17 protein-coding genes are annotated in these 22,593 nt (G+C 35.0%); 9 read left to right on the top strand and 8 right to left on the bottom strand.

Going from position 1 to position 22,593, the window contains the following annotated elements; all coding sequences use genetic code 11:
- The first annotated feature begins 130 nt into the window (after positions 1-130).
- The 6 genes from BU804_RS05475 to gcvPB all read left to right on the top strand — a co-directional run bounded on the left by BU804_RS05475 (position 131) and on the right by gcvPB (position 7,531).
- Complete coding sequence (locus tag BU804_RS05475; RefSeq protein ID WP_075883303.1) at positions 131-2,545, top strand: SurA N-terminal domain-containing protein; 2,415 nt, start codon at positions 131-133, stop codon at positions 2,543-2,545.
- Between the two features lie 74 nt (positions 2,546-2,619).
- Positions 2,620-3,258 carry a hypothetical protein gene (locus BU804_RS05470; protein WP_011174830.1) on the top strand — a complete coding sequence of 213 codons (639 nt, stop codon included), beginning with the start codon at positions 2,620-2,622 and terminating at the stop codon, positions 3,256-3,258.
- 22 nt (positions 3,259-3,280) lie between these two features.
- Entirely contained in the window at positions 3,281-4,360 is a 1,080-nt protein-coding gene (gcvT, locus tag BU804_RS05465; RefSeq protein ID WP_193427221.1) for a glycine cleavage system aminomethyltransferase GcvT, read from the top strand.
- A complete protein-coding gene (gene gcvH / locus BU804_RS05460) occupies positions 4,357-4,725 on the top strand; it encodes a glycine cleavage system protein GcvH (protein WP_075883301.1) in 369 nt (122 codons plus the stop codon). Before gcvT ends, gcvH begins: the two co-directional genes overlap by 4 nt.
- Positions 4,726-6,066, top strand: coding sequence for an aminomethyl-transferring glycine dehydrogenase subunit GcvPA (gcvPA, locus tag BU804_RS05455; RefSeq protein ID WP_075883300.1), 1,341 nt, complete (start codon positions 4,726-4,728; stop codon positions 6,064-6,066).
- 22 nt (positions 6,067-6,088) lie between these two features.
- Positions 6,089-7,531, top strand: a complete 1,443-nt coding sequence (gene gcvPB, locus BU804_RS05450; RefSeq protein ID WP_075883299.1) for an aminomethyl-transferring glycine dehydrogenase subunit GcvPB — start codon at positions 6,089-6,091, stop codon at positions 7,529-7,531.
- Between the two features lies 1 nt (position 7,532).
- Here the strand turns inward: gcvPB and BU804_RS05445 are convergent, their stop codons facing one another.
- Positions 7,533-7,919 (bottom strand): hypothetical protein, encoded by a 387-nt coding sequence (locus tag BU804_RS05445; protein ID WP_075883298.1) that lies wholly within the window; start codon positions 7,917-7,919, stop codon positions 7,533-7,535.
- A 21-nt stretch (positions 7,920-7,940) separates the two neighbouring features.
- Between BU804_RS05445 and alkB the strand changes: the two genes are divergently transcribed.
- A complete protein-coding gene (gene alkB / locus BU804_RS05440) occupies positions 7,941-8,588 on the top strand; it encodes a DNA oxidative demethylase AlkB (protein ID WP_075883320.1) in 648 nt (215 codons plus the stop codon).
- A 351-nt stretch (positions 8,589-8,939) separates the two neighbouring features.
- Here the strand turns inward: alkB and BU804_RS05435 are convergent, their stop codons facing one another.
- From BU804_RS05435 to BU804_RS05420, 4 genes are read right to left on the bottom strand one after another with little or no spacing between them, the layout of a single operon-like run.
- Positions 8,940-10,832 carry a heavy metal translocating P-type ATPase gene (locus BU804_RS05435; protein ID WP_075883297.1) on the bottom strand — a complete coding sequence of 631 codons (1,893 nt, stop codon included), beginning with the start codon at positions 10,830-10,832 and terminating at the stop codon, positions 8,940-8,942.
- The gene (locus tag BU804_RS05430) at positions 10,822-14,037 is read right to left on the bottom strand and encodes an efflux RND transporter permease subunit (RefSeq protein WP_075883296.1); all 3,216 of its coding nucleotides are present in this window, start codon (positions 14,035-14,037) and stop codon (positions 10,822-10,824) included. Before BU804_RS05430 ends, BU804_RS05435 begins: the two co-directional genes overlap by 11 nt.
- 2 nt (positions 14,038-14,039) lie before the next feature.
- Positions 14,040-15,182, bottom strand: a complete 1,143-nt coding sequence (locus tag BU804_RS05425) for an efflux RND transporter periplasmic adaptor subunit (RefSeq protein WP_075883295.1) — start codon at positions 15,180-15,182, stop codon at positions 14,040-14,042.
- 4 nt (positions 15,183-15,186) lie between these two features.
- On the bottom strand, positions 15,187-16,482 hold the full coding sequence (locus BU804_RS05420; protein WP_079988624.1) for a TolC family protein: 1,296 nt from the start codon (positions 16,480-16,482) through the stop codon (positions 15,187-15,189).
- Between the two features lie 598 nt (positions 16,483-17,080).
- Here BU804_RS05420 and BU804_RS05415 point away from each other — a divergent pair.
- On the top strand, positions 17,081-17,314 hold the full coding sequence (locus tag BU804_RS05415; protein WP_075883294.1) for a type IV secretion system DNA-binding domain-containing protein: 234 nt from the start codon (positions 17,081-17,083) through the stop codon (positions 17,312-17,314).
- A gap of 349 nt (positions 17,315-17,663) precedes the next feature.
- Here the strand turns inward: BU804_RS05415 and BU804_RS05410 are convergent, their stop codons facing one another.
- The gene (locus BU804_RS05410) at positions 17,664-20,084 is read right to left on the bottom strand and encodes an ankyrin repeat domain-containing protein (protein WP_075883293.1); all 2,421 of its coding nucleotides are present in this window, start codon (positions 20,082-20,084) and stop codon (positions 17,664-17,666) included.
- 420 nt (positions 20,085-20,504) lie between these two features.
- On the opposite strand from BU804_RS05410, the gene BU804_RS05405 reads away from it, so the two are divergent.
- Positions 20,505-21,023 (top strand): IS982 family transposase, encoded by a 519-nt coding sequence (locus BU804_RS05405; RefSeq protein WP_075883292.1) that lies wholly within the window; start codon positions 20,505-20,507, stop codon positions 21,021-21,023.
- A gap of 331 nt (positions 21,024-21,354) precedes the next feature.
- On the opposite strand, the gene BU804_RS05400 is transcribed toward BU804_RS05405, so the two are convergent.
- Entirely contained in the window at positions 21,355-21,789 is a 435-nt protein-coding gene (locus BU804_RS05400) for a hypothetical protein (protein WP_075883291.1), read from the bottom strand.
- On the bottom strand, positions 21,767-22,570 hold the full coding sequence (locus BU804_RS05395; RefSeq protein ID WP_075883290.1) for a hypothetical protein: 804 nt from the start codon (positions 22,568-22,570) through the stop codon (positions 21,767-21,769). Before BU804_RS05395 ends, BU804_RS05400 begins: the two co-directional genes overlap by 23 nt.
- Between the last annotated feature and the right edge of the window lie 23 nt (positions 22,571-22,593).

Here is a 22,593-nt window from a genome sequence, read left to right as displayed (position 1 = left end):
ATTCTCTTTAAGAATAAAAAATTTGCGGTTTTTTTGTGTTTGTAATGTCCTTACAATGCAGATTTTATGAAACTGTAAAATTCAATCCTTACACATTTTGCTAATGATTTAAATCTGGAGTTACTTAATTATGCTCGATTTTTTCCGGAGATACCAAAGGTATTTTTTCTTTGTAATTACAGTTGTAATTATTATTTCATTTTCATTTTTTGGTACCTACAGCACACTTGGAACAAACTCCTGGCGTGAACAAGTTGCTTTTAAAGCGGTCGATGGGAAAGATATTACTCGTGCTGAAGTAGATGAAATGGCAATTTTTCTAGCTACTGATAATGAAGATAAACGTTTATATAACGGAGTTTGGGGACCCAATTTTCTCAACGACGGTGTCATTCGTAAAGATTTTCTCGAAACAGGCTTAGCGCAAGAACTTGTTGAAGCATATCAAAATGAAATGAAAGATCCCTTGAATAAGCGCCTCGAAAAAGAAAAAAAATTCACTCTTTACACGCATCCACAAGCACCTTTTTTAAGCGTTGAAAATGCTTGGGGGTATTTTTCTCCTGAAATGAATGAGCATTTTAAAATTTTGCAATCGACTCATGATGACGTGAGTCCTAAAGCTTTTGATAGTCGTGTTAAGTTGTTTTTAGCAGAAAAGAAATTTTCCCCTGCAATGCTTAGGCAAGTTTTGCGTTATCAAGAAAAACAATATAACTGGTTAACTCCTGATCAAGAATTAGATCGAATAAATCTTTCTTTATTTGGTTACCACACACTTGAAGATTGGTTTACCCCTTACTTTACTCGACTCGTTAGCGAATTTATTATTAATACCGCGCTTTTAGCGGAACAGCAGGGTTATGAAGTTACAAAATCAGAAGCAATTGCAGATTTGATTCGCAACACTCAAATCAGCTATCAACAAAATCAAAATAATCCTTCAATTGGAGTACCTTCTCCAGAAGAATATTTCAATGAGCAGTTACGCCTCTTGAATATGGATCAGGCAAGAGCAATCAAAGTTTGGAGGCAGGTACTTTTATTTCGTCGTTATTTCCAAGATGCGGGTCACTCTGCCTTAGTCGATACGTTAGCTTATCAAGTATTTAATAATTATTCGCATGAAAGTGTTACAGTTGATTTATATCGTCTTCCCGCTGCTCTAAAAATTGCTAATTATGATTCGCTTCAAAAATTTGAAGTCTATTTAAATATTATTGGTAAAGGAGATCGTAAAGATTTACTTTCACTTCCAGAAGAATTTTTAGATGTAGTAGAAGTAGAACGTGTTTATCCCGAACTTGTTCAAAAACGTTACGAATTAGAGGTCGCTCAAATTTCTCAAAAAGCTTTACAGGCTCGTGTTGGAATTAAAGAATTATGGAGTTGGGAAGTTGATGATAAAAATTGGGAAATGCTTAAAGTTCAATTTCCAGATTTAGCTTTAAGAAAAGCAATCACTCGTGAAGAACGTTTTAGTGTTTTAGATGACTTAGATAAAACGACGCGTTCAAAAATCGATAGGTTTGCAAAAGAGGCTATAGTTCGCTCTCATCCAGAGTGGATTCTTGAAGGCTTATCTAAAGTAAATTCTCAAAAAATGAATGTTGGACTGCGAACAACTGGTGGTAAAATTCCCTTTACAGGGTTGGATAAGAAGGAAAAGCGCCAAGAATTTATGCAATTACTAGATCATGCTATATTAGGGGAGGCCCCTACGGATGACTTGAAAGCATATACAGCTGATAATCAAAATTACTACCAGATTAAAGTGCTAAATCGTGCTCCTCAATTTGAAATTTTAACTTTTGAAGAAGCTAATCAAGATGGAACGATGGATGAAGTACGTATGAAAGCTTTAGAAAAATATTACTTGGCAATCAGAGAGCAAAATCCTAGCATTTATCAAAAAGAAAATCAAGAATGGAAATCTTTTAAAAGTGTTCGAGAATTAGTTGCAGACGATTATTTTAGTAAGGTTTTAATAGCTTTACAACCTACTCAAAAAACTCTCTTAGCTAGTGAGAAGGAACCTGCAAATTGGAGTAAAGATCAAGCGGCGTCTCTTCGACTTTACTCCTATGTTCAACAAATTAAAGCGAAACTAGAAAAGGATCCTTCATTAGCAAGTCTATATGTAAAAAACCAAGAGTTAGAGCAAAAACCTGCATCCTTAAAAGATCAATGGTTATTAGAACGGACAAATGTCTCTTTAACTCGTCAAGATCAAAAAGATGGTATCAATACAGAAGAAGCTTTTATTCTTCCTGTAACGGCTTGGTCCAATTTATCCACTCCAGTTAATGGAGATTTAGCATTTTTCCAAGTTAAAGAAAAAGGGGAAGATGTCTCTAAAAAGGAAGTTGCTATTGCTGAGCAAGCTAAAAAAGCTCAAGCCATTTTATCAATAGATGCTCAAAAAGTGTTAATGCACCACATTTTAGATAAAATTAAAGCTAAAGATGCTATTTCATTAAGTTACCTTCAAGTTTCCCAAGAGACTTCAACAGACGAATCAGCATTAGCAAATCCTGATTTTTAAATATTAAGAATCAGGAATCATATAACAATGATGTTTCCTGATTCTTTTTTACACGAAAGGGAAATTCTAGTTTTATGGATGAAAATGAATCTTTTTCTTTGAATCCTATTGAGTTTTTTGCTTTATCCTGTGATTGTCATCACTTAGCAAAAAAAGAACAGGTGCCTACGTGGCCGTCATTTGGTTTACCAGACACTTCATCATTAACTCATGAGTATTTGTTTTCTAAAGTTGCTATGGGATGGCACGAAGAAGGGATTGCTTGGCAAATCCAAGTTGACCAACCCTACACAAGATCTTCCTATCCTGATTTAACAAAAGGGGATAGTGTCGAGTTGTTTATTGATACAAGAGATTTGAAATCCGCAGGATTCAATACCCGGTTTTGTCATCATTTTTATTTTCTTGCTGAACCTTTAGAAGGAAATAGATGTGGAGAAAAAACGCATTTTCGAACAGAAGATAGCCATCCTTTATGTGATTCACAACTCCTACATAGTCAGGCACAATTAGCGAAAGATTCATATAAATTAAAAATTTTCATTCCAAAGCAATGTTTATATGGATATGATCCCAAACAATTTGATCGTTTAGGCTTTACCTATCGAATTAATCGTGTTGGTGGTCATTCTCAACACTTTTCGGTTGTTTCAGAAGATTTTCAAGTAGATCAACAACCCTCTTTATGGGCATCGGTAAAGCTTATTAAGTAAAACCAAAATCCAAATTAAAATAATGCAAACTGCTTTATATTCTCGCCATCTTAATCTTCAGGGTAAAATGATTGATTTTGCTGGATGGAGCATGCCTATTCATTACAAAGGTATTTTAGCAGAGCATCAAGCTGTGAGAGAAAAAGTTGGGTTGTTTGACGTATCTCATATGGGAAAAATCGATATTCGAGGACCTGATGCAGAGCGTTTTTTAGATTACCTTTCCACGAATCGCATTGTAGGAAAAGGATCAAACACAGCTACTTATACTGTGTGGTGTAATTCTCAAGGAGGATCTATTGATGATGTTATTATTTATCGTCATTCTTCGACCCATTTTTTTGTCATTGTAAATGCAAGTAACCGCCAAAAAGATTTAGCTCATATGCAAAAGCAGGCAGCTGAGTTTCAAGTGACTATCCAACCTCAATTTGAAAATTCTGGGATACTTGCTTTACAAGGACCCTTCTCGTTTCCATTAGTCGACATGCTTTTTCCAGGAAATTTATCATTAAAACCTATGTCGTTTACGTCAATCCAAGAACTAGATCAACCTTTGATTCTTTCACGTACAGGTTATACCGGAGCTGGAGGATTTGAATTTTATGGTACAAATGAACAAATAATTTCCTTATGGGATCGTCTGCTCAATATAGGAAAAACTTTTGGAATTGAACCTATTGGGCTTGGAGCAAGGGATACACTTCGTTTAGAAATGGGGTTTGCTTTATATGGGCACGAAATATCAGATACCATCGCCCCAACTGAAAGTGTATCTGCTTGGGCAGTAAAATTTGATAAAACTGATTTTTTAGGAAAGCAAGCTTTAAAAAGCCTTGAGGAAACACCCAGAAAGCGAATGACATATGGGATCAAATTAAAAGAACCTGGTATCGCTAGACAAGGCTATCCTGTTTTTAAAGATGGTATTAGAATTGGAGAGGTTACCTCAGGTTCTATATCCCCTTCTTTAAATGAAGCCGTTGCTTTAATTTTAGTAGATACACCACTCAAAATCAAACAAGATATTAAAATACAAATTCGGCAAACACAATGCCACGCTGAAGTGGTTCAATTGCCTTTTATTAGGAAAAACAGATGAAATATACAGATTCTCATGAATGGGTTGTTTTAGAATCGCCTGATGTAGCTCGTATTGGTGTGACGCAGTTTGCGCAAAAAGAACTCGGTGATATTGTTTATGTTGAACTGCCAACTTTACATAGAAAAGTTACTGTTGGACAGGAAGTGGTGGTTTTAGAGTCTACTAAAGCGGCCGCTGATGTTTATTCTCCTGTTAGTGGAGAAATTATTGAAGTGAATCAAAGTTTATCTACTCAGCCTGAACTCATTAATCAATCATCCGAAAAAGAAGGATGGTTATTTAAACTTCGTTTATCTAATTCTTCAGAATTAGACTTATTAATGGATGAAAAGGATTATCATGCGATGTTAAACGGAGCATAAATGGATTTTATTTCAAATAAAACTCCTCAAATTGAAGCCATGTTAACTGAAATTGGGATTCAAAATGTTGAAGAATTATTTAAATCAATTCCTTCTTCGTTGATTTTGCAAGCTCTTAGCGTAGATGATGGGCTTTCTGAATATGAGGGTATTCAATTAATAGAGTCATTAGCGGTGCGTAATACTTTTCCTAATTTAGTCAGTTATTTAGGAGCCGGAGCCTATGAACATCATATTCCAGCCTTAGTGGGAGCTGTCTGTAGTAAATCTGAATTTTTAACTGCTTATACGCCTTATCAGGCCGAAGCTTCTCAAGGAATGCTCCAAATTATTTTTGAATTTCAATCTGCTATATGTGCATTGACGGGAATGGATGTTGCCAATGCATCTGTTTATGATGGAGCTTCTGCTTGTGCTGAAGCAATTTTAATGTCTCTTAGACATCATAAAACAAGGAAACAAATTCTTCTTTCTGACAGTTTACATCCCCACTATAAAAAAGTTATTGAACAATACCTCAAAAGTCAAGATTGTGAATTAATTACTATTCCTTTTCTACAAGAAGGAACTTTAGATACCTCTTTTTTAAAAATGTATTTAAATGATCAAACAGCTGCAGTTCTTTTACAATCTCCCAATTTTTTTGGTTGCATAGAAGATGTTCAACCTATTACTGAAATGGCTAAATCTCAAGGAGCCTTAACAATTCTTTGTGCAAATCCTATTTCTTATGGGCTGTTGTCTTCAGCTAAAGAATTAGGTGTAGATATTGCTGTAGGTGATTGTCAACCGTTTGGAATTTCTCTTTCTTTTGGAGGACCTTATGCAGGCTATATGGCTTGTAAACAAGAGTTAATGAGACAATTGCCAGGCAGGATTGTTGGGGAAACATTAGATGTTCAAGGGAGGCGTGGTTTTGTTTTAACACTCCAAGCACGAGAACAACACATTAGAAGAGAAAAAGCGACTTCCAATATTTGTACTAATCAAGCTTTAGCAGCTTTAGCTAGTTTAGTGGCAATGCTCTGGTATGGCAAAGAGGGTGTGAAAGAATTAGCATTAACGAATTATCAAAGAGCAAATTATTTGAAATTTTACTTAGGTAAAATTTCTACAATTAATGTTTGGAATCAAGGAGCTTCATTTAATGAGTTTGTTGTTGATTTTAAGCAAGATTCTAATCAAGTTTTAGAGTTTTTTCGGTTAAATGGAATTGAACCTGGGATCGAACTAAAACGATATTATCCTTCTTTAAAAACATGCTTACTGATTGCTGTAACAGAAACAAAAAATCAAGTTCAATTGGATCAATTCATTAAAGTTTGTAAAGAACTCTTTTAAAATCTCATTTTGTGAAAATGTTATGACAAAAACCATTTTTGAAAAATCACAATTTAAACAAAAGGCTTACAGTCTTCCTTATTCTTGGGAAAATTTAAAAGAATTCTCTTTGCCTAAGAAGTTTTTAAGACAGACCTCTCTTCCGCTGCCTGAAGTTTCTGAGATTGATTTAACTCGTCATTTTGCAGTTCTTGCTAAACGTAATATGGGAATTGATACAAATTTTTATCCTTTAGGTAGTTGTACGATGAAATTGAATCCTCGGATCAATGAATGGTGTGCAAATTTGCCTAATTTTACTAGGGTTCATCCATTAGCTCCAGATCATACCGTACAAGGTAATTTGCAAATCATTGATGAACTCATTCAAATGTTATGTAAAGTCAGCGGAATGACGGCAGGTTCATTGGTTCCTAATGCAGGAGCTCAAGGGGAGTTTGCTGGTATTCAAATGATTGCTGCCTACCATCGTCATCACAGGGATTTTGAACGAGATGAATTACTTATTCCAGATAATGCTCACGGCACAAATCCGGCTACAGCAGCAATGGCAGGATTTAAAACAATTTCTTTAAGAACAAATGCTCAAGGGGATGTAGATATTGATCATTTGAAAAGTCTTGTTTCAGACAAAACAGCAGGGCTGATGTTAACAAATCCTAATACGCTTGGTTTGTTTAGTTCGGTAATTAAGGAGATAGCTGAAATTGTTCATAAAGTTGGTGGTTTTCTATATTACGATGGGGCCAATCTCAATTCCATTTTAAATGTTGCGCGGCCAGGAGACATGGGATTTGATGTGATGCATATCAATCTTCATAAGACATTTTCAACTCCTCATGGTGGAGGAGGACCAGGGTCTGGACCTGTTCTTTGTGGAGATCTTTTAAAACCTTTTCTTCCTAATCCAAGAGTAGAAAAAGAAAATGATCATTATGTGGTCAAGTGGAAGGATTCGATGAGCATAGGACAAATAGCGTCTTTTCAGGGTAACTTTGCTATTTATTTAAGAGCTTATTTGTATGCCAAATTGCATGGGTATTATGGGTTAAGAAAAATTGCTGAAGTAGCTGTTCTCAATGCTAATTATTTAAAAAAGAGAATCTCGAAATTATTTAACATTCCATTTGAACAATTTTGCATGCATGAATTTGTAGTACAGGCCGATAACTACTTAGGAAAAGGAGTTAGGGCATTAGATATTGCAAAACGTTTATTAGATTACGGCGTGCATGCCCCAACCGTCTATTTCCCTTTGATTATTAAAGAGTGTATGCTCATTGAACCGACAGAAAGTGAATCTAAAAATACTCTTGATCAATTCGTTTCAATTTTAGAAAGGATCGTAGCAGAGATTCACCAAGATCCCCAAACTATAAAAAATGCTCCTCATCAACAACCTGTTAGTCGTCTAGATGAAGTGTTAGCAGCAAAAAGGCCTATTTTAAAACACCAAGCTGATTGATTTATGAGCCTTTGCTTCGCGTCAAATAGAGATATTTGATAAACATGCGGACTAGATAAATGAGAAGTGAAATGGTGGCAAAAATAAACAATCCTAAATAGATGAATTCAATCGGATGTTGATAAGATAAATGAAACAATATCTGTCCATTTTCTTGGTCAATCAAGAATGATCCTAAGAGGACAATACCGAGGTAAAGTCCAAAAAATAAAAAACCTAGACCAAACGTCATCCAAATTTTTTCTCTAAAACCTCTTAGCAGATGACTTAAACGATATCTTTTTCCTTTAATTAAGAAAACTAAATAGCGCATACTAGTATAACTCATCAGTGCAATGACAATAAGCCCTAATAAAACGCCTATCCATTGACCCATATTTAAAGACATTTGAATCCCTATGTATTTTTTATGATTATGAAAGAAGATTTATTTGAAAATCAAAGAAAAGATATGATTTTAGGTCAAGGTGCTATTTTGTTTGCTGGGTTGGCCAAAAAAATAGACAAATCTTTGTTAACTTCAGTACAGGAAATTGCTCAATTAGCTCCGTTTCGTCGTATGAAAACATCTAGAGGTTTTGATCTATCTGTCGCTATGACAAATTGTGGTTTGCTAGGATGGGTGACAGATGAAGCGGGTTACCGCTATCAATCCTTTGATCCTTTAAGCGGGCTTGTATGGCCAAAGATTCCATCTCATTTTTTAGAACTTGCTTTAGAGGCCGCTGAAAGGGCTGGTTATTCTTCTTTTGTTCCTAGCGCTTGTTTGATTAATCGCTATGTTCCCGGAGCGAAAATGTCTCTTCATCAGGACAAAGATGAAGACGATTTGGATTCACCTATTGTTTCTGTTTCACTCGGCTTGCCTGCTACTTTTCAATTTGGAGGATTCAATCGTACCGATCCTCTCCAAAAATTATTACTTATACATGGAGATGTAGTTGTTTGGGGAGGTAAACTACGGTTGGCTTACCATGGTATTCTTCCTTTAAAAAGTGGGCATCATCATTTAACGGGATCGACGCGTATTAATTTAACATTTCGCAAAGTTTTTTAATTTTTTAGTTTCCGTGTAAATTATTTCGACGATTTTTTAAGTATTCATCAATCTCACAAAGAATCTATTTTTAATGCCTGTCTTGTTCGCTTTAGGCCCATCATAATGACAACAGTTCCGCGATCATGGGAGTGATTTCAATAACTTTAGCAATTTGGTTCAGTAGCAGAGGCTCGCTAAACTTTAGGGTTTGTTAACATTGGAAAATTGCTTTTTTCTTAGTCAATCACTCTGTTTGTTATACTCGCTATCAACCTCTGTCTAGAGCGTTTTAATAATAAATGAATTTTTAAGAGCACCAGTGCATTTTCATTGCTTTGCCCTTATCTAGGCTTAGTAAACTGAATGCATTCAGCCCTGGCTAAATTTTGGTTTAAAGTTCATTAATTTCAAGCTATTCAGAATGACAAGTAATGTTACCCCAACATCTGCAAAAATAGCTAAAGCTAAGTTAGATATACTTAAGAGAGCAAGAATAATAAAAAGAATTTTCACGGACAAAGCAAAAGTAATATTTATTTTAATTGTAGAAAGGGTTTTTCGACCAAGTTTAATCAGATAAGGGATGAGAGATAAATTATCATTTAAAATGACGATAGAGGCAGCTTCTAATGCTGTATCACTGCCAAGCGAACTCATTGAAATACCAACACTTGAAAGCGCTAGTGCAGGTGCATCATTGACTCCATCCCCAAACATGGCAACTGTGCGATACTCTTTTAATAATTCTTCGATAGCTTTTGATTTGTCCTGAGGAAGAAGATTTGCTTTAACAACTTGGATCCCCACTTGTTGAGCGATAGAATGAGCAACATTTAAATGATCTCCAGTTAACATAATGGGGTAAACTTGTAATTGTTTTAAATCAGCAATAAATTGCGCACTATCTGATCTGATTTCGTCTTCCAGAACAATTATCCCTTCGACTTTTTTATGAGTACTGACTGCAACAACCGTTTTTCCTTTTTTTTGATAGGCATCGATGAGATCTATAATGTCTTGAGGCAGATGATGTTCTTCTAAAATGAATTCCAATTTTCCGATACAATGATGTTTATCATCGCAAATCAAGCAGTCCGCTTTGGCACCTTTCCCAATAAAACTTTCAAAGTTTTCGACAGGATGTGGGGTAAGATTTTCTATTTGAGCGGCTTGAACTATACTTTGAGCGAGAGGATGTTCAGATAATTTTTCGATGCCAGCTGCACAACTTAAAAGTAATTCTTTAGAATGATTTCCAAAAGGAATCACATGAGTGACGATAGGCTGACCTTTTGTGAGGGTTCGGGTTTTATCAATTGCCATGGCATTCACTTGCCCCATAGCTTCGAGATATTTTCCTCCCTTGATTAGAGCTCCTTTTGAAGAGGCATGTCCGATTGCAGAAAAGATAGAAATAGGTGTTGAAATGACGAGTGCACAAGGACAAGCGATAACGAGAAGAGCTAAAGCATCTGCTAGCCCTTGATTAAAGGGTTGATGCAAAACTTGCCAGTTAAAGAATGTCCAAAAAGTCGCTAATAAAATCACAAAAGGGGTATAAAATTGAGAAAAAATTTCAATAAATTGTTGCGTTTTAGCTTTGTGCTTGGTGGCATGAAAAGTTAATTCTCGAATTTTTTCAATGGTTGAATCCGATGCGGTTTTAGAAACTTCCATTTCAATAAAACCTTGTTTGTTCAAACTTCCTGCAAATAGTTCATCTCCTGTTCGTTTATCTTTAGCCAAAGGCTCCCCTGTAATCGCTGATTCATCTACAAAGGAACTTCCTGATTTAACGATTCCATCTAGAGGGATCATTTGACCTGGCTTAATTAAAACAACTGTTCCAATTTTGATTTGAGAAATATCTACAGCGAGTTCTTGATCTTTGATTAAGACCGTTTTTGGTATTTTATTGAGAAAGGAGTCGATAGCAGACTGACTTTTTGCAATGCCCACATCTTCTAATCTTTCTGCTAATGTAAATAAAATAATAACAATGGTTCCTTCAGGATATTCGCCTAAATAGAAAGCTCCTACAACAGCGATGAACATCAATAAGTTAATACTTTTAAAATTCAAATTAAATAATGCTTTTAAACCATGCCAAAGGGTTTCTCGCCCAAAAAAAAGAGTGAAAGTAAGAAAAAAAGGTAAGGCAATTTCTTTAGGAAGGTGAATGCCCCCTAATGAAAGAAATTCAAAGACAGCAATAAATAAGGTGCCTGCTATTAGCCATAAAATTTTGGGTTCATTCCACATAATTGATATCTCTATATCGTTGTTTAGCTGCAAAAAGTTTATATAATGCTGGAAGAACTAAAAGTGTCAAAATGGTAGCGCTAATGATTCCTCCAATCACAACAGTTGCCAAAGGTTTTTGCACTTCTGCTCCCGTTCCTGATGCTAACGCCATCGGAATAAATCCAAATGAAGCGACTAAGGCTGTCATTAAAACGGGGCGGATGCGTTGAAGAGCCCCTTTTTTAATAGCTTTTTCAATGTGGCTTTCAGCATCGCGGAGTTGATTAATTGAGGTAACTAAAACAAGCCCATTTAAAACAGCGATGCCAGAAAGAGCGATAAACCCAACTGCAGCAGAAATAGAAAAGGGCATGTTTCTTATCCATAGAGACAAAATCCCTCCTGTTAATGCTAAAGGAATGCTTGTAAAAACAAGTAAAGCATAACGGGCAGAGTTAAATGCAGAATAAAGAAAAATAAAAATTAACATTAAAGCAATTGGAATGACTATAAATAAACGATTGCGAGCTGAAAGGAGGTTTTCAAACTGTCCGCCCCAATCTAACCAATAACTACTTGGAATTTTGACTTTGTCTCGAATTTCCTGCTTCGCTTGTTCTACAAATGTTCCTAGATCCGATCCTCGAACATTGGCTTGAATGGTAATAAATCGTTTTCCATTTTCACGTCTGACTTCATTGAGGTTATTTTGAATATTTAAAGAAGCAACTTCACCAAGTGGAATATTTGAAAAATAAGCTTTTTTAGATTCTATTTTTAGGGGAATAGGTAGTTGACTAATTGTAGTAAGGTCTTCTCGTGATGAATCAGGAAGTTTTACAATAATATCAAATCGGCGATCTCCTTCAAATAACTGACCCGCTTTTCCTCCTCCTAAAGCAATAGAAATGACTTCCAAAATATCTGAAACATTTAATCCTAATCGACTTGTTGTCTCTCGATCAATTTTAATATCTAAAACCGGAAGACCACTCATTTGAGACACTTTTACGTCAGCGGCTCCTGGAATTCCTTTTAAGACTTGGGAAATACTCTCAGCCGTTTTTTCCAACAAAGAAAAATTATCTCCATATACCTTCACAGCTAAGTCACTGCGAACCCCTGAAATTAACTCATTGAAACGCATTTCAATAGGCTGTGTAAATTCATAATTATTGCCAGGAACGAATTGAACAGATTGTTCAATTTTATGAATTAAATCTTCTTTAGTCAGTTCCGGGTTAGGCCATTCTTCTCGCTTTTTTAAAATAATAAAAGTATCTGAAACATTGGGAGGCATGGGATCAGAAGCCATTTCAGCTGTCCCTGTTTTAGAAAATACGAATGAAACTTCTGGCAGTGTAAGAAGTGTTTTTTCTACGTCCTTTTGCATTTCTGTTGACTGGGATAATGAGGTGCTTGGAATACGCATAACATGCATGGCTAGATCTCTCTCATCTAAAGTAGGAATAAACTCTTCGCCAAGCCTGAAAAAAAGAATGAGTGAGATAAGAACAACTATTAACGATGACAAAGTTGTGGCTAAGGGAAAACGCAACACTTTTTCGAGAACGGATTGATATATTTTTTTTATGAAATGAACAAACCCCTTTTCATTTTCTTGCATATTTCCTTTCACAAAAAGAGAAATCATTGTCGGCACAAATGTGAGGGAAAGGATAAATGCCGAAATTAAAGCCATAATTACTGTCATAGCCATCGGATAAAACATTTTTCCTTCTACCCCTGATAATGTTAAAATAGGAACATAAACAGTGATAATAATAGCTTGTCCAATCACGGTCGGTTGAATCATTTCCTGGCTTGCAGCTAAAACCTCTTCAATTCGTTCTTGTTTAGTTAAATCTCTACGAAGGGCCTTTCTCGTAAGAGAAAGTCTTCTTAAACAATTTTCCGTAATAATAACAGCTCCATCAATAATAAGTCCAAAATCAATGGCACCAAGGCTCATTAGATTGCCACTGATTTGTGTGTGTACCATTCCAATCGCTGTCATCAACATAGATAAAGGAATGACCAAGGCAGTAATTAATGAAGCTCGAAAATGTCCTAAAAAAGCAAATAAAATCGCAATAACAAGAATAGCTCCTTCACTTAAGTTTTTCGCAACTGTATCAATGGTGGCATTAACAAGCTTTGTCCGATTGAGCACAGGAGTAATGGTGATATCTGGAGGAAGCGTGTGAGTGATTTCAGAAAGCTTTTGTTCAACAGCTTGAGATACAGTGCGACTATTAGAACCTATTAACATGAGAGCGGTTCCAATAACTGATTCTTTGCCATTGTGAGTTGCACTTCCTGTGCGCATTTCTTTCCCAATTTTTACCTCAGCAATATCTCGAATGCGAATGGGGATACCTTCTCGTGTGGCAACAACAATTGTCTCTATTTCTTTAGGGTTATTTAATCTTTCATCTGATTTAACGAGTAACCCTTCTCCTAATTTTTCAATATAGCCAGGACTAATACTTAAATTATTTTTTTGTACGGCTTGAATCAGGTTATCAAAACTTAATCCCAACGCAATCATTTTTTCGATGTTGGGCTCAATGTGATATTGCAGAACATACCCTCCAATCGAATCAATTTCAGCTAATCCCGGGATGCTCTTCAGTTGAGGTTTAATGATCCAGTCTTGTATAGTGCAAAGATAAGAAGCTTTTTCTTCTTCATTTTTTAAAATTTGTCCTTCTTGGGTTCGATAAGAACCATCAACCATCCATCCTGCAAGTTTTCTATTCTCATTTTTTTCAGAATGAGGGATAAAATCAACTGTCCACATATAAATTTCGCCAAGTCCTGTAGAAAGAGGACCCATGTGAATTTCAGCACCTTCGGGGAGATTTTTAATCGCTTCATTTAATCTTTCATTAATCTGTTGCCTAGCAAAATAAATATCGACGTTATCATCAAAAATAGCTGTAACTTGAGAAAAACCATTTCGTGATAAAGATCTTGTCATTTGAAGACCAGGAATACCTGCTAAAGCTGTTTCAATCACATAAGAAACTTGCTTTTCTATTTGAATAGGAGATAAACCACCTAAAATGGTATTGATTTGAACTTGATTATTAGTAATATCAGGTACAGCATCGATGGGTAATTTAAAAAAAGAAAAAATTCCATAGCAAGCTACTAAAGAAGTGAAAAGGATAACTTTAAGTGGATGATATAAGGAATAGCGAAGGATATTTTCAATCATCCCTAATCCTCATGTTCAGCTGAGTTTTTTCCTAATTCAGCTTTTAATAGAAATGTCTTGTTTACAACATAGGATTCCCCAGGTTTTAAGCCAGAAAGAATTTCTGTATTTTTTCCATCACTTTGACCAAGCTGAACAACTCGCTTTTCAAATTTGTTTTTAGAACCGACAAATAAGATTGGTTGATCATCAATCATTTGAATCGCATCATTGGGAACTACGAGAGGACAGGGCAGTTGTTCCGTTTCGATTAAAGCTTTGACAAAAACTCCCGGACGCCAATCTCCCGTTTGATTATCAAGTTCAGCAATCGCTTTAGCCGCAATTGTTTCATCTGCCACAATAGGACTGACATAAATGAGTCTAGCTTGCCCCAATTTATTTTCGCTAGGTATTGTAACGTTAACCAGTTGTCCAGCTTTCACTTTATACAAATCTTTAGGATAAATGCCAATTTCAACCCATACTTTAGAAAGATCAGCTACTTCATAAATGATATTTGTATTTTCTATAAATTCTCCTATTGTAATATGCCTCATGATTACTGTTCCATCGATAGGAGAGCGTATAGAATAGAGTCTCAAATTAGGATCGCTTTGGACGGCTAATTCCTCTATTTCGCTTGAAAGTAAACCAAATGCTTGCAGTTTCTGTTTAACCAACTGAAGATTAATGAAAGATTCTTCATATCCATTCTTAGCATTGAGATAATCTTGCTCTGAAGAAACTTTTTCTTGAAAAAGCTTTTTTTCTCTTTTTAAAATCGATTGAGCTAATTTCTCGCGACTTAAAGCAGCCAGAAAAGCCGCTTTATAATCTGCCATGTCACTACTTTCTAAGATGGCCATTATGTCTCCACGTTTGACTAAATGACCAAGGTTATAACTAGCCTCACGAGTGATCCCAGAAACTTTTGGAACGATATGAGCTAATTGATCAGGTGGAAGAATAATTTTTCCGGGTGTAGAAATTGACAAAAAGAGGGTCCCAGCTCCTGCTTTTTTTATCCTGATACCTAGTTGTTTAATTTGATCTGTTGTCAAATAAACAGAATTTTCTTCGTGCTCTTCTTGAGAATGAGAAAATAACTGAACTGATGAAAATAACATACACAGAATAAAATAACGGAAGGAGTTTCTGTTCATAAAGTTAATCCAGTTGACTGTTTAAATAGTCCATATCGGCACGTTTGGTGTGGTAATGGATTAATGTTTGAATATAGTTTTCTGTGATTTCAAACAATGTTCTTTGAGCATCTAATACGTCCAAATATTCGAATTTTCCTTCTAAATATCCTTTATGAGCTAGTTCAAAGGCTTGTTTCGCTAAAGGAAGAGTTTTGCTTTGTATTTCTTGGGCTTCTAAGTAAGAGCGATTAAATTCTTCATGAATAATAGACAGTTTAGACTGGAGAGTAAGGGCTAGCAATCTTTTCTGATCATCAACTTTTAACATTTCAAAATAGGCTTCTGAGATGTTGCCTTGATTTTGGTTAAAAATGGGAATAGGGATGGATACTCCGGCAATTAATCCCTGATTTTTTTCTTCATAATTGATTTTATATCCTACTTGCATAGTCACATCGGGAATGCGATTCGCTTTTTCCAATCGCCAATGATGTTTTGCATTTTGCAATTGATAGAGGAGTTGAGTAATTTCTGGTTGATTGCAAAGATCTTCAATGTAAGTTTGAAGTTCTTTCGGCATTTCGAGGTCAAAAAAGGGAAATAAGACGGTTTTAAAGTCAGGACACGTTTCAGCCCAAAGCAAAGATAATCTTCGTTTGGCATTTTTTAAATCTATTTGAGCTTTTTCAGAGTTAATTAATGTTAGAGAATAAGCCACTTGTGCTTTATTTTGTTGGATTAAAGAAACTTTACCAGCCTCCACTTTTTTTGTGGCAATGTCTAGCATTTCTTTAGCAATTTGTGATTGTTGAATTGCGTTTTTTAAAAGTTCCTGGTTGGCAGCTACTTGTATGAAAGCGCGATGAAGACGATTTAGCAGGATAAGTTTTGAAATATCATAACCCACCATAGCTGCGTAATAGCGATAAGATGCAGCTTGCGTTCGTATTTGCCGTTTATCCCCAGTTTCAAACAATTGAGACCAAATATAGCTCTCTTCTCGATGATTCCAACCTTTCCAGTTGCGTCGACCAGAGAAGTTTTCGACTTCATAGCTTAGAACGGGATTAGGAGCGAGTTGTGCTTGTTTAACTAAAGAGTATTTAGCAGAGAATTCTTCTTTGGCAATTTGTAGAGAAGGTGAAGCGGTTAAAACGCGGTATACGGCCTGATTCAAGTCTAAAATGGGGAGATTGCTTTCCCTATTTTCGTCTATTTCGGCGTGTAAAAATGAAAGAGTGGAAAATACAAAAGTTCTCAGCACGAAGAGTAAAAAAAAAGGATATGATGCTAAAATTTTAACGAATTTGGAGAACATTTATCCTCTCTATTTGTTCAATCCGAGTTTTCAAGCGCGTCATTCCAAATAAGAAAGGCATACTCTTGTTAATTAATTTCTTCAACAAAATAGATTGAGACTAAGAATTTATTCGACAGAGAATTTTACCATTTTTGCTCTGTTGAAGATTTAATTGCTCATCAAAACCTTTCAAAGTTTAAGGATTTGGAGTGAGATTCTGTTGATTAAAGCTTATTTATTAAAAAACCGGTTTGTAAATAATTTTTTTTGAATCTAAAAGAAAATTTTTTGTGTATTTTTCTTTTCGTCTACTCGATTTGTTGTTGGAAACACATTTGGTGAAATCTATTAGAAAAATCATCCACAAGACAAAACAGTTTGATCATCTCTATCTCATTTATTTTGGCCTCTTTCCTTAGTTTTTGTTCTGGAAAACAAAATCTTCTAACAGAAAAGAGGTCTTTTTTCAACAAAGATCCCTCAGAATATAGTCCAAAGATAGCTTACATTAAACTGGCGTTTTAATTAGAGGCATTTTATGGGCCGCCATCTGTGACGCAAAAGTTGATCGGCAATTGTGCCACCAAAATTGTCTTTGCTGAGCAAAATCCCCTCCATGCTGGCCGCCTTGCCGACATGTTTTAGGAGCAAGAAATTAGAGAGTATCAAAAAAAGACTGTCTTATGGAGTTAACGACATTCGAAATGGGGTAAGTTTAAATCAACAAACGCGTTATCAACAATTGATTACTAAGACTGATATTCAATTTCTGTCTCGCAACCAAGCCTTTGTGCGCTTACCTGATAACTGCCCGATTGTGCGTCTCAAAGTGCCTATTTTACCTTGCTGAGTTTTTGCTGATTTGTTTTTAAGAAGTCGTATGCTTAAAATTTTAAATGTAAGTACAGAGACGGTTTGAACAACAAGAGATTTACTTACCAAGGCCTTTTATAAACTGGTCATTTTAAGAGTTTTGATAGCCACGCTTCAGAAATATTCCACGCTTAACAAACTTACATAGCTTAATTTAAACTTTTACCATTTAATGTTTAAAATTTTTTAACCAACTATAAAAGGATTAAGTCAGCTCAAAAATATATGCAGAACTGATAGCTTCATTGAAGCTATCTGCCCTTTTGTAATGATTAAAGCAATGCTCAAGCAAAATAAGCAAATGCATCTCATGCAATTACAGTTTCTTAACTCGAATAATTTCCACTCTTATTTGATTTATTCAAAATTAGTCTGTAAATCATTTGCACTATCTTAGGATCGATTTCTTTTGCGTACATAATAGGAGATTTACCAAATTTTTTATTTATTGTTGTGATCTGAAGATCGAAAGGGCTATTAAGAAGTAATTGAAGGGAATCCAAATCTTTATTCTTGATGAATACATATAATAAATAATGTCTAAGCTCATCGAGATAAGGCCCCTCTTCACTTAAAATCTTTGATGTCTCGTCCAACTTTATTTGAGCTCCACGCTCAATCAGGAGCTTGGCACCCTCATAATATTCTGACTCTATAGCGATATCCAAAGGCGTATGACCTTGATCATCTTGGGCATGAAGATTAATTCCTTCCTGAGAAAGTAAAAATTCCATCATTTCCAGATGCATATTTGTGGTAGCAACATGCAAGATAGTCCTTCCGTCCTTGTGATTTGCATTCACTTCATGGGGATCTTTGTTAAACTCAAGAAGCAGTCTTGTCATCTCTACATTTCTGTTAAAGACTGCCCAATACAAGGGAGAAAGGCTACGATAGAGCTGTTCAGAATTAATTTCAGCTCCTTCTTCCATTAATAAACGAACAACTTCAATCTGATTTTCACAAGCTGCCATGGATAAGTAGGGTTTTTCATTTATTTTACCACGATAATAGGGCAAAAGCACTTGCACGAGCTCTAAAGGATCGCTATTATCTGTAATTGCTATACTAAGAAGGGTGTAATGCCCCCGAGCTTCCCCTTTTGAAAGCGGAATATCGTCATACTCCATTATTGAAGCACTACGGATTAATTCTTTAAAAATATTAGCTTTAGCTTTTGCTTTAAGTCTACTAGTGGTTACGCAATAATCAAAAATAGTGCGTCTATCGTTATCATAGAAATTAGGATTATAAGAAAGGATGAGCTCAATAATTTCTAAATCTCCGCAATCTAAAGCACGCTTTAAAGGTGTTATCTCGTAGAAGTCCCAATCATCTACAAGTTGTTCATCCTTTTCAAGGAGCTCTTTGATTTTATCCTTATTGCCTTGTTTTATCGCTGCGTGCAATTCTTTACTTTGGCTAGAAGGTTTTTCTGATTTTTTTTGAATCTCATAATCAGGAGAAATATTTTTAAGGATTCTTTTAAATTCTTTTACAGTTTGAAAATTACGAAGAGCCGTCTCTCCGTTCCAATTTTTCACATATAAGTCAGCACCATGATCAAGCAATAACCTCAAGGTTTTTTCCATTTTATTTTGATTAAAATAAGACGTATCAACACTATTTGCTAAATGATGAAGAATAGTTTCTCCCCGAGTATCTTGCATGTTTAGTTTTTTGATTAGCTCTTTGTCAGCTAATTTCTTTTTTTTAAGAGCTTCCAAAACGATATTTATGCCTTTTATATTTTGTGTATTTAGCTTTTTGATTAGCTCTTCGTCAGTTATTTTCTTGTTTTTCAGAGCTTCCAAAATGATATTTATGCCTTTTGCATTTTGTGTATTTAGCTTTTTGATTAACTCTTCGTCAGTTACTTTCTTGTTTTTAAGAGCTTTTAAAATGATATTTATGCCTTCAGTATTATGTGTATTTAACTTTTTGATTAACTCTTCGTCAGTTACTTTCTTGTTTTTAAGAGCTTTTACAATGATCTCTATGCCTTCAGCATTATGTGTATTTAGCTTTTTGGTTAGCTCTTCGTCAGTTGCTTTCTCGTTTTTAAGAGCTTTTAGAATGATCTCTATGCCTTCAGCATTTTGTAAGTCTGCCACTTGTCTTAACAAAGACCGATTGGTTTGGTAATTAATTGCTGTTGGATCAACTCCGAGTTTGATAAATAATTTTAAAAGAGGATTGATGATTTCCTGGTTTTGCTTTTCTTGCAACTCAAAATTTGTGGAAGTCGAGCCGATTTCTATGAGAATAAAAAGTCGGGTTTTTAGGTAATCGATTTTTTTTAGTAAAGCTTGTTTATCAGCTGAACTAACAGGATTTTTTAAAACTTTTTGCAAGAATAGATTAAGAATAGTTATAGCAAAACGATCTTTAAAAGATGGGCGGACTAATAACCTATTAAAGCCTTCTTGAGAGCTTAAGAGTGGGGTTAGATGTAAGAGGAATTTGCTGAGATAGTTTGGAATTTTTGTACTGTTTTGAAATAGCGGATCCCTAGAAGTGCTCATTTTGAAGAATCGTTTACAATTGCCATCTGTTTCGATGATTGCTTTAAACCGCGAACAAACTGACCTTAGATTAAGCAAATTTTTTGAATTTTCCGTTAAAAAAGTAAAAATATGAGTAACAATTTCAACTGGCACTGATACCCCACAGAGTTTATCAGATGTGTCAATGACTGTTGCTTGGGCATTCTGAGCTTGAAAGCGAATTGGTTCGTTCCGAATCATTTTTATTCCCTAGGTAGCTTTTAATAAAAATTTTTTACCCCAAACTCTACAATGTTAGATAAAAAAAATCAAATCAGGGCAATTCAGATTTCAAATCAATGATATATATGGTTCATGAAAAGATTAAACGGAATGCTTGTAGAGTGTTTAATAAACTTAATTTTTCCTGAAAATTGATTAGATGATGGATTGAAAGCTTATATATTTTTTTTCTCTTTCATCGTTCTAATTACAGAACATTTAAATACTTCTACTTAAACCATGTAAAAACAACTTTAAAATATTTATTCCCTCATCTTGTTGGGTACTCAAGATTTTTTTAACTAAACATCAAGCATTTTTTCCTATGTTTTGCTTTACCCAAGAACACTAAGGGATCTGTAAAGGGAGTTTATTGATAGATTCTACAGGATTAACGGTTTGCCCGCGTCAAACGTGCCTCTTCCCATCGTGTCTTTAAAGAGCCAAGCTAAGTGGGGAAAAACAACCATTGGTTGGTGCTTTGGGTTTAAGCTCCATCTTGTGATTAATCATCATGCAGAAATTGTCGCATTTAAGTTGACAACTGGCAATATTGATAATCGCAAACCCGTTCCAGAAATGATAGAAGGAATGAAAGGAAAAGCGTTCGCAGATAGAGGGGATATTTCAGAAAAACTAGCTCATACTATAATGCAAAAAGGAATTCATCTTTTCACAAAAGTAAAGAAGAAGATGAAAAATCAATGGATCCCATTAATGGATAAACTCATGCTAAAAAAGAGGGCTATGATTGAAAGTGTGAATCATCTGTTGAAAAGTAGCTGTCAGATAGAACATCATCGGCACCGAAGTCGATGGAAGTTTCTTAGCCATCTGATGGCAGGCCTTGCTAATTATTGCTTGAATCCATCCAAGTCTCGACTGTTCTTTTCAAAAACAGAAATCGAAGTAGCTTAAGCTCCTAGAATATTTTTGAGGGTTTCTTACGTTAAACTGGCGTTAATAAAATAAAGAAATAAATGCTTATAAGATTTAAGCGCTATTCTCATGCGCGCCAAAAAGGTTAAATGATTACAGTCTAATAATATGCTTTTTCCCATCCTCAAAAAGATGAAAATAGAGGAAACAATATTTTATTTTAGAATAAATATAATTTTTTTGCCTAAACTGACAAAGTATTTTCGGAATAACGATGTGCCATGTGTGAACAATAAGGTTGCTGAACGTTAACGATTGTAAATAAATATATATAGAGATCAATTCCGAAGAATAGATATAATTTTTTTGCCTAAACTGACAAAGTATTTTCGGAATAACGATGTGCCATGTGTGAACAATAAGGTTGCTGAACGTTAACGATTGTAAATAAATGTATATGGAGATCAATTCCGACTAATTTAGTTTTTATTGAGATAAGCCCTTTTGCTAACAAACAAGCACATCGGTTGATAAATTCAAATATTTGAAATAAAATTTTACAGATAGGCTGGGCAATAGCGATTATCTTTAACCAAAAAGGTTTTTCTTGAGCAATTTCCGGATTAGCGCGACAAATTTCGAAGATAGGCTGGGAAGCAGCGACTATCTTTAGCAAAAAAGAATTTTCTTTAGCAATTTCCTGATCTAGACGAGGAATTTCATTCAAAGCTGTAAAATTTGACGGCTGGGGTGATAAAGTATCGGGGTACCCAATGTTAGAACTATATGGATTGATGTTGTTCATACGCTTCTACCCTTTTACGATGAATTTTCAAAATTTCCCATGTTTTAAAATGATTGTCAACTAAATTTTGATAAAAGGGAATATCAGCATATTGACGAAAGAGATCAGGTATATCTTTCATCGCACGATAATGAACTTTCGCAAAAATTTCAGCTGGTATTGTTATTTCGCTCTTTTGTTCACTATCAATGATAGTCCATGAATCATATGTTAAACCAATATTACGTTCTTTTTCGGAGACTAAACGAAAATTTTCTAGCTTTGTTTTAGGTAGTTGATTAAGAAAGTAATTCGCATATTCCTTTGGCGAAGGAAGTAAATCTGCTTCGATTATTGTTGTTAGGTTTACAAATTCCTTTCCATAAAAACAATCTAACATAAAAGCTGGAAAAAAATTGAGTAGCTCTCTATACACGCCTATTTCCACTAATTTAATACATTCTTGATACTCTTTAATAGCTTTATCTGCAATTTGTTTAGTTTTGTCAAGTTGTATTGATAATGCGTTAACATCTTTTAAGTAGGAAATTTCTTTGCATTGATAAAAATAAAATTTGTAAAGGCCAAAACTAAGGTAGATGGGAAGTTGCGTCGACATATCAGACAAAAATTTCATTTTAGAAAAAGAAGAGGGTGGGGAACCTATTTTATTGAAAAATTTCTGTGCGGCAGCGTCGACCGTAGAAGGAGGGGAGGAAGGAAAGCCTGATTCATCGATTTGAACATCTTTACAAAGCTCTATATACGAGTTACAAAAATCGATACAAAGATTGATTGTCATAATTACCTCCTCTATTTACTAAT

Origin of the sequence: Candidatus Protochlamydia sp. W-9, from assembly GCF_001950615.1 — a bacterium.
Taxonomy (GTDB): domain Bacteria; phylum Chlamydiota; class Chlamydiia; order Chlamydiales; family Parachlamydiaceae; genus Protochlamydia; species Protochlamydia amoebophila.
This window is presented reverse-complemented; position numbering and strand designations above follow the sequence as displayed.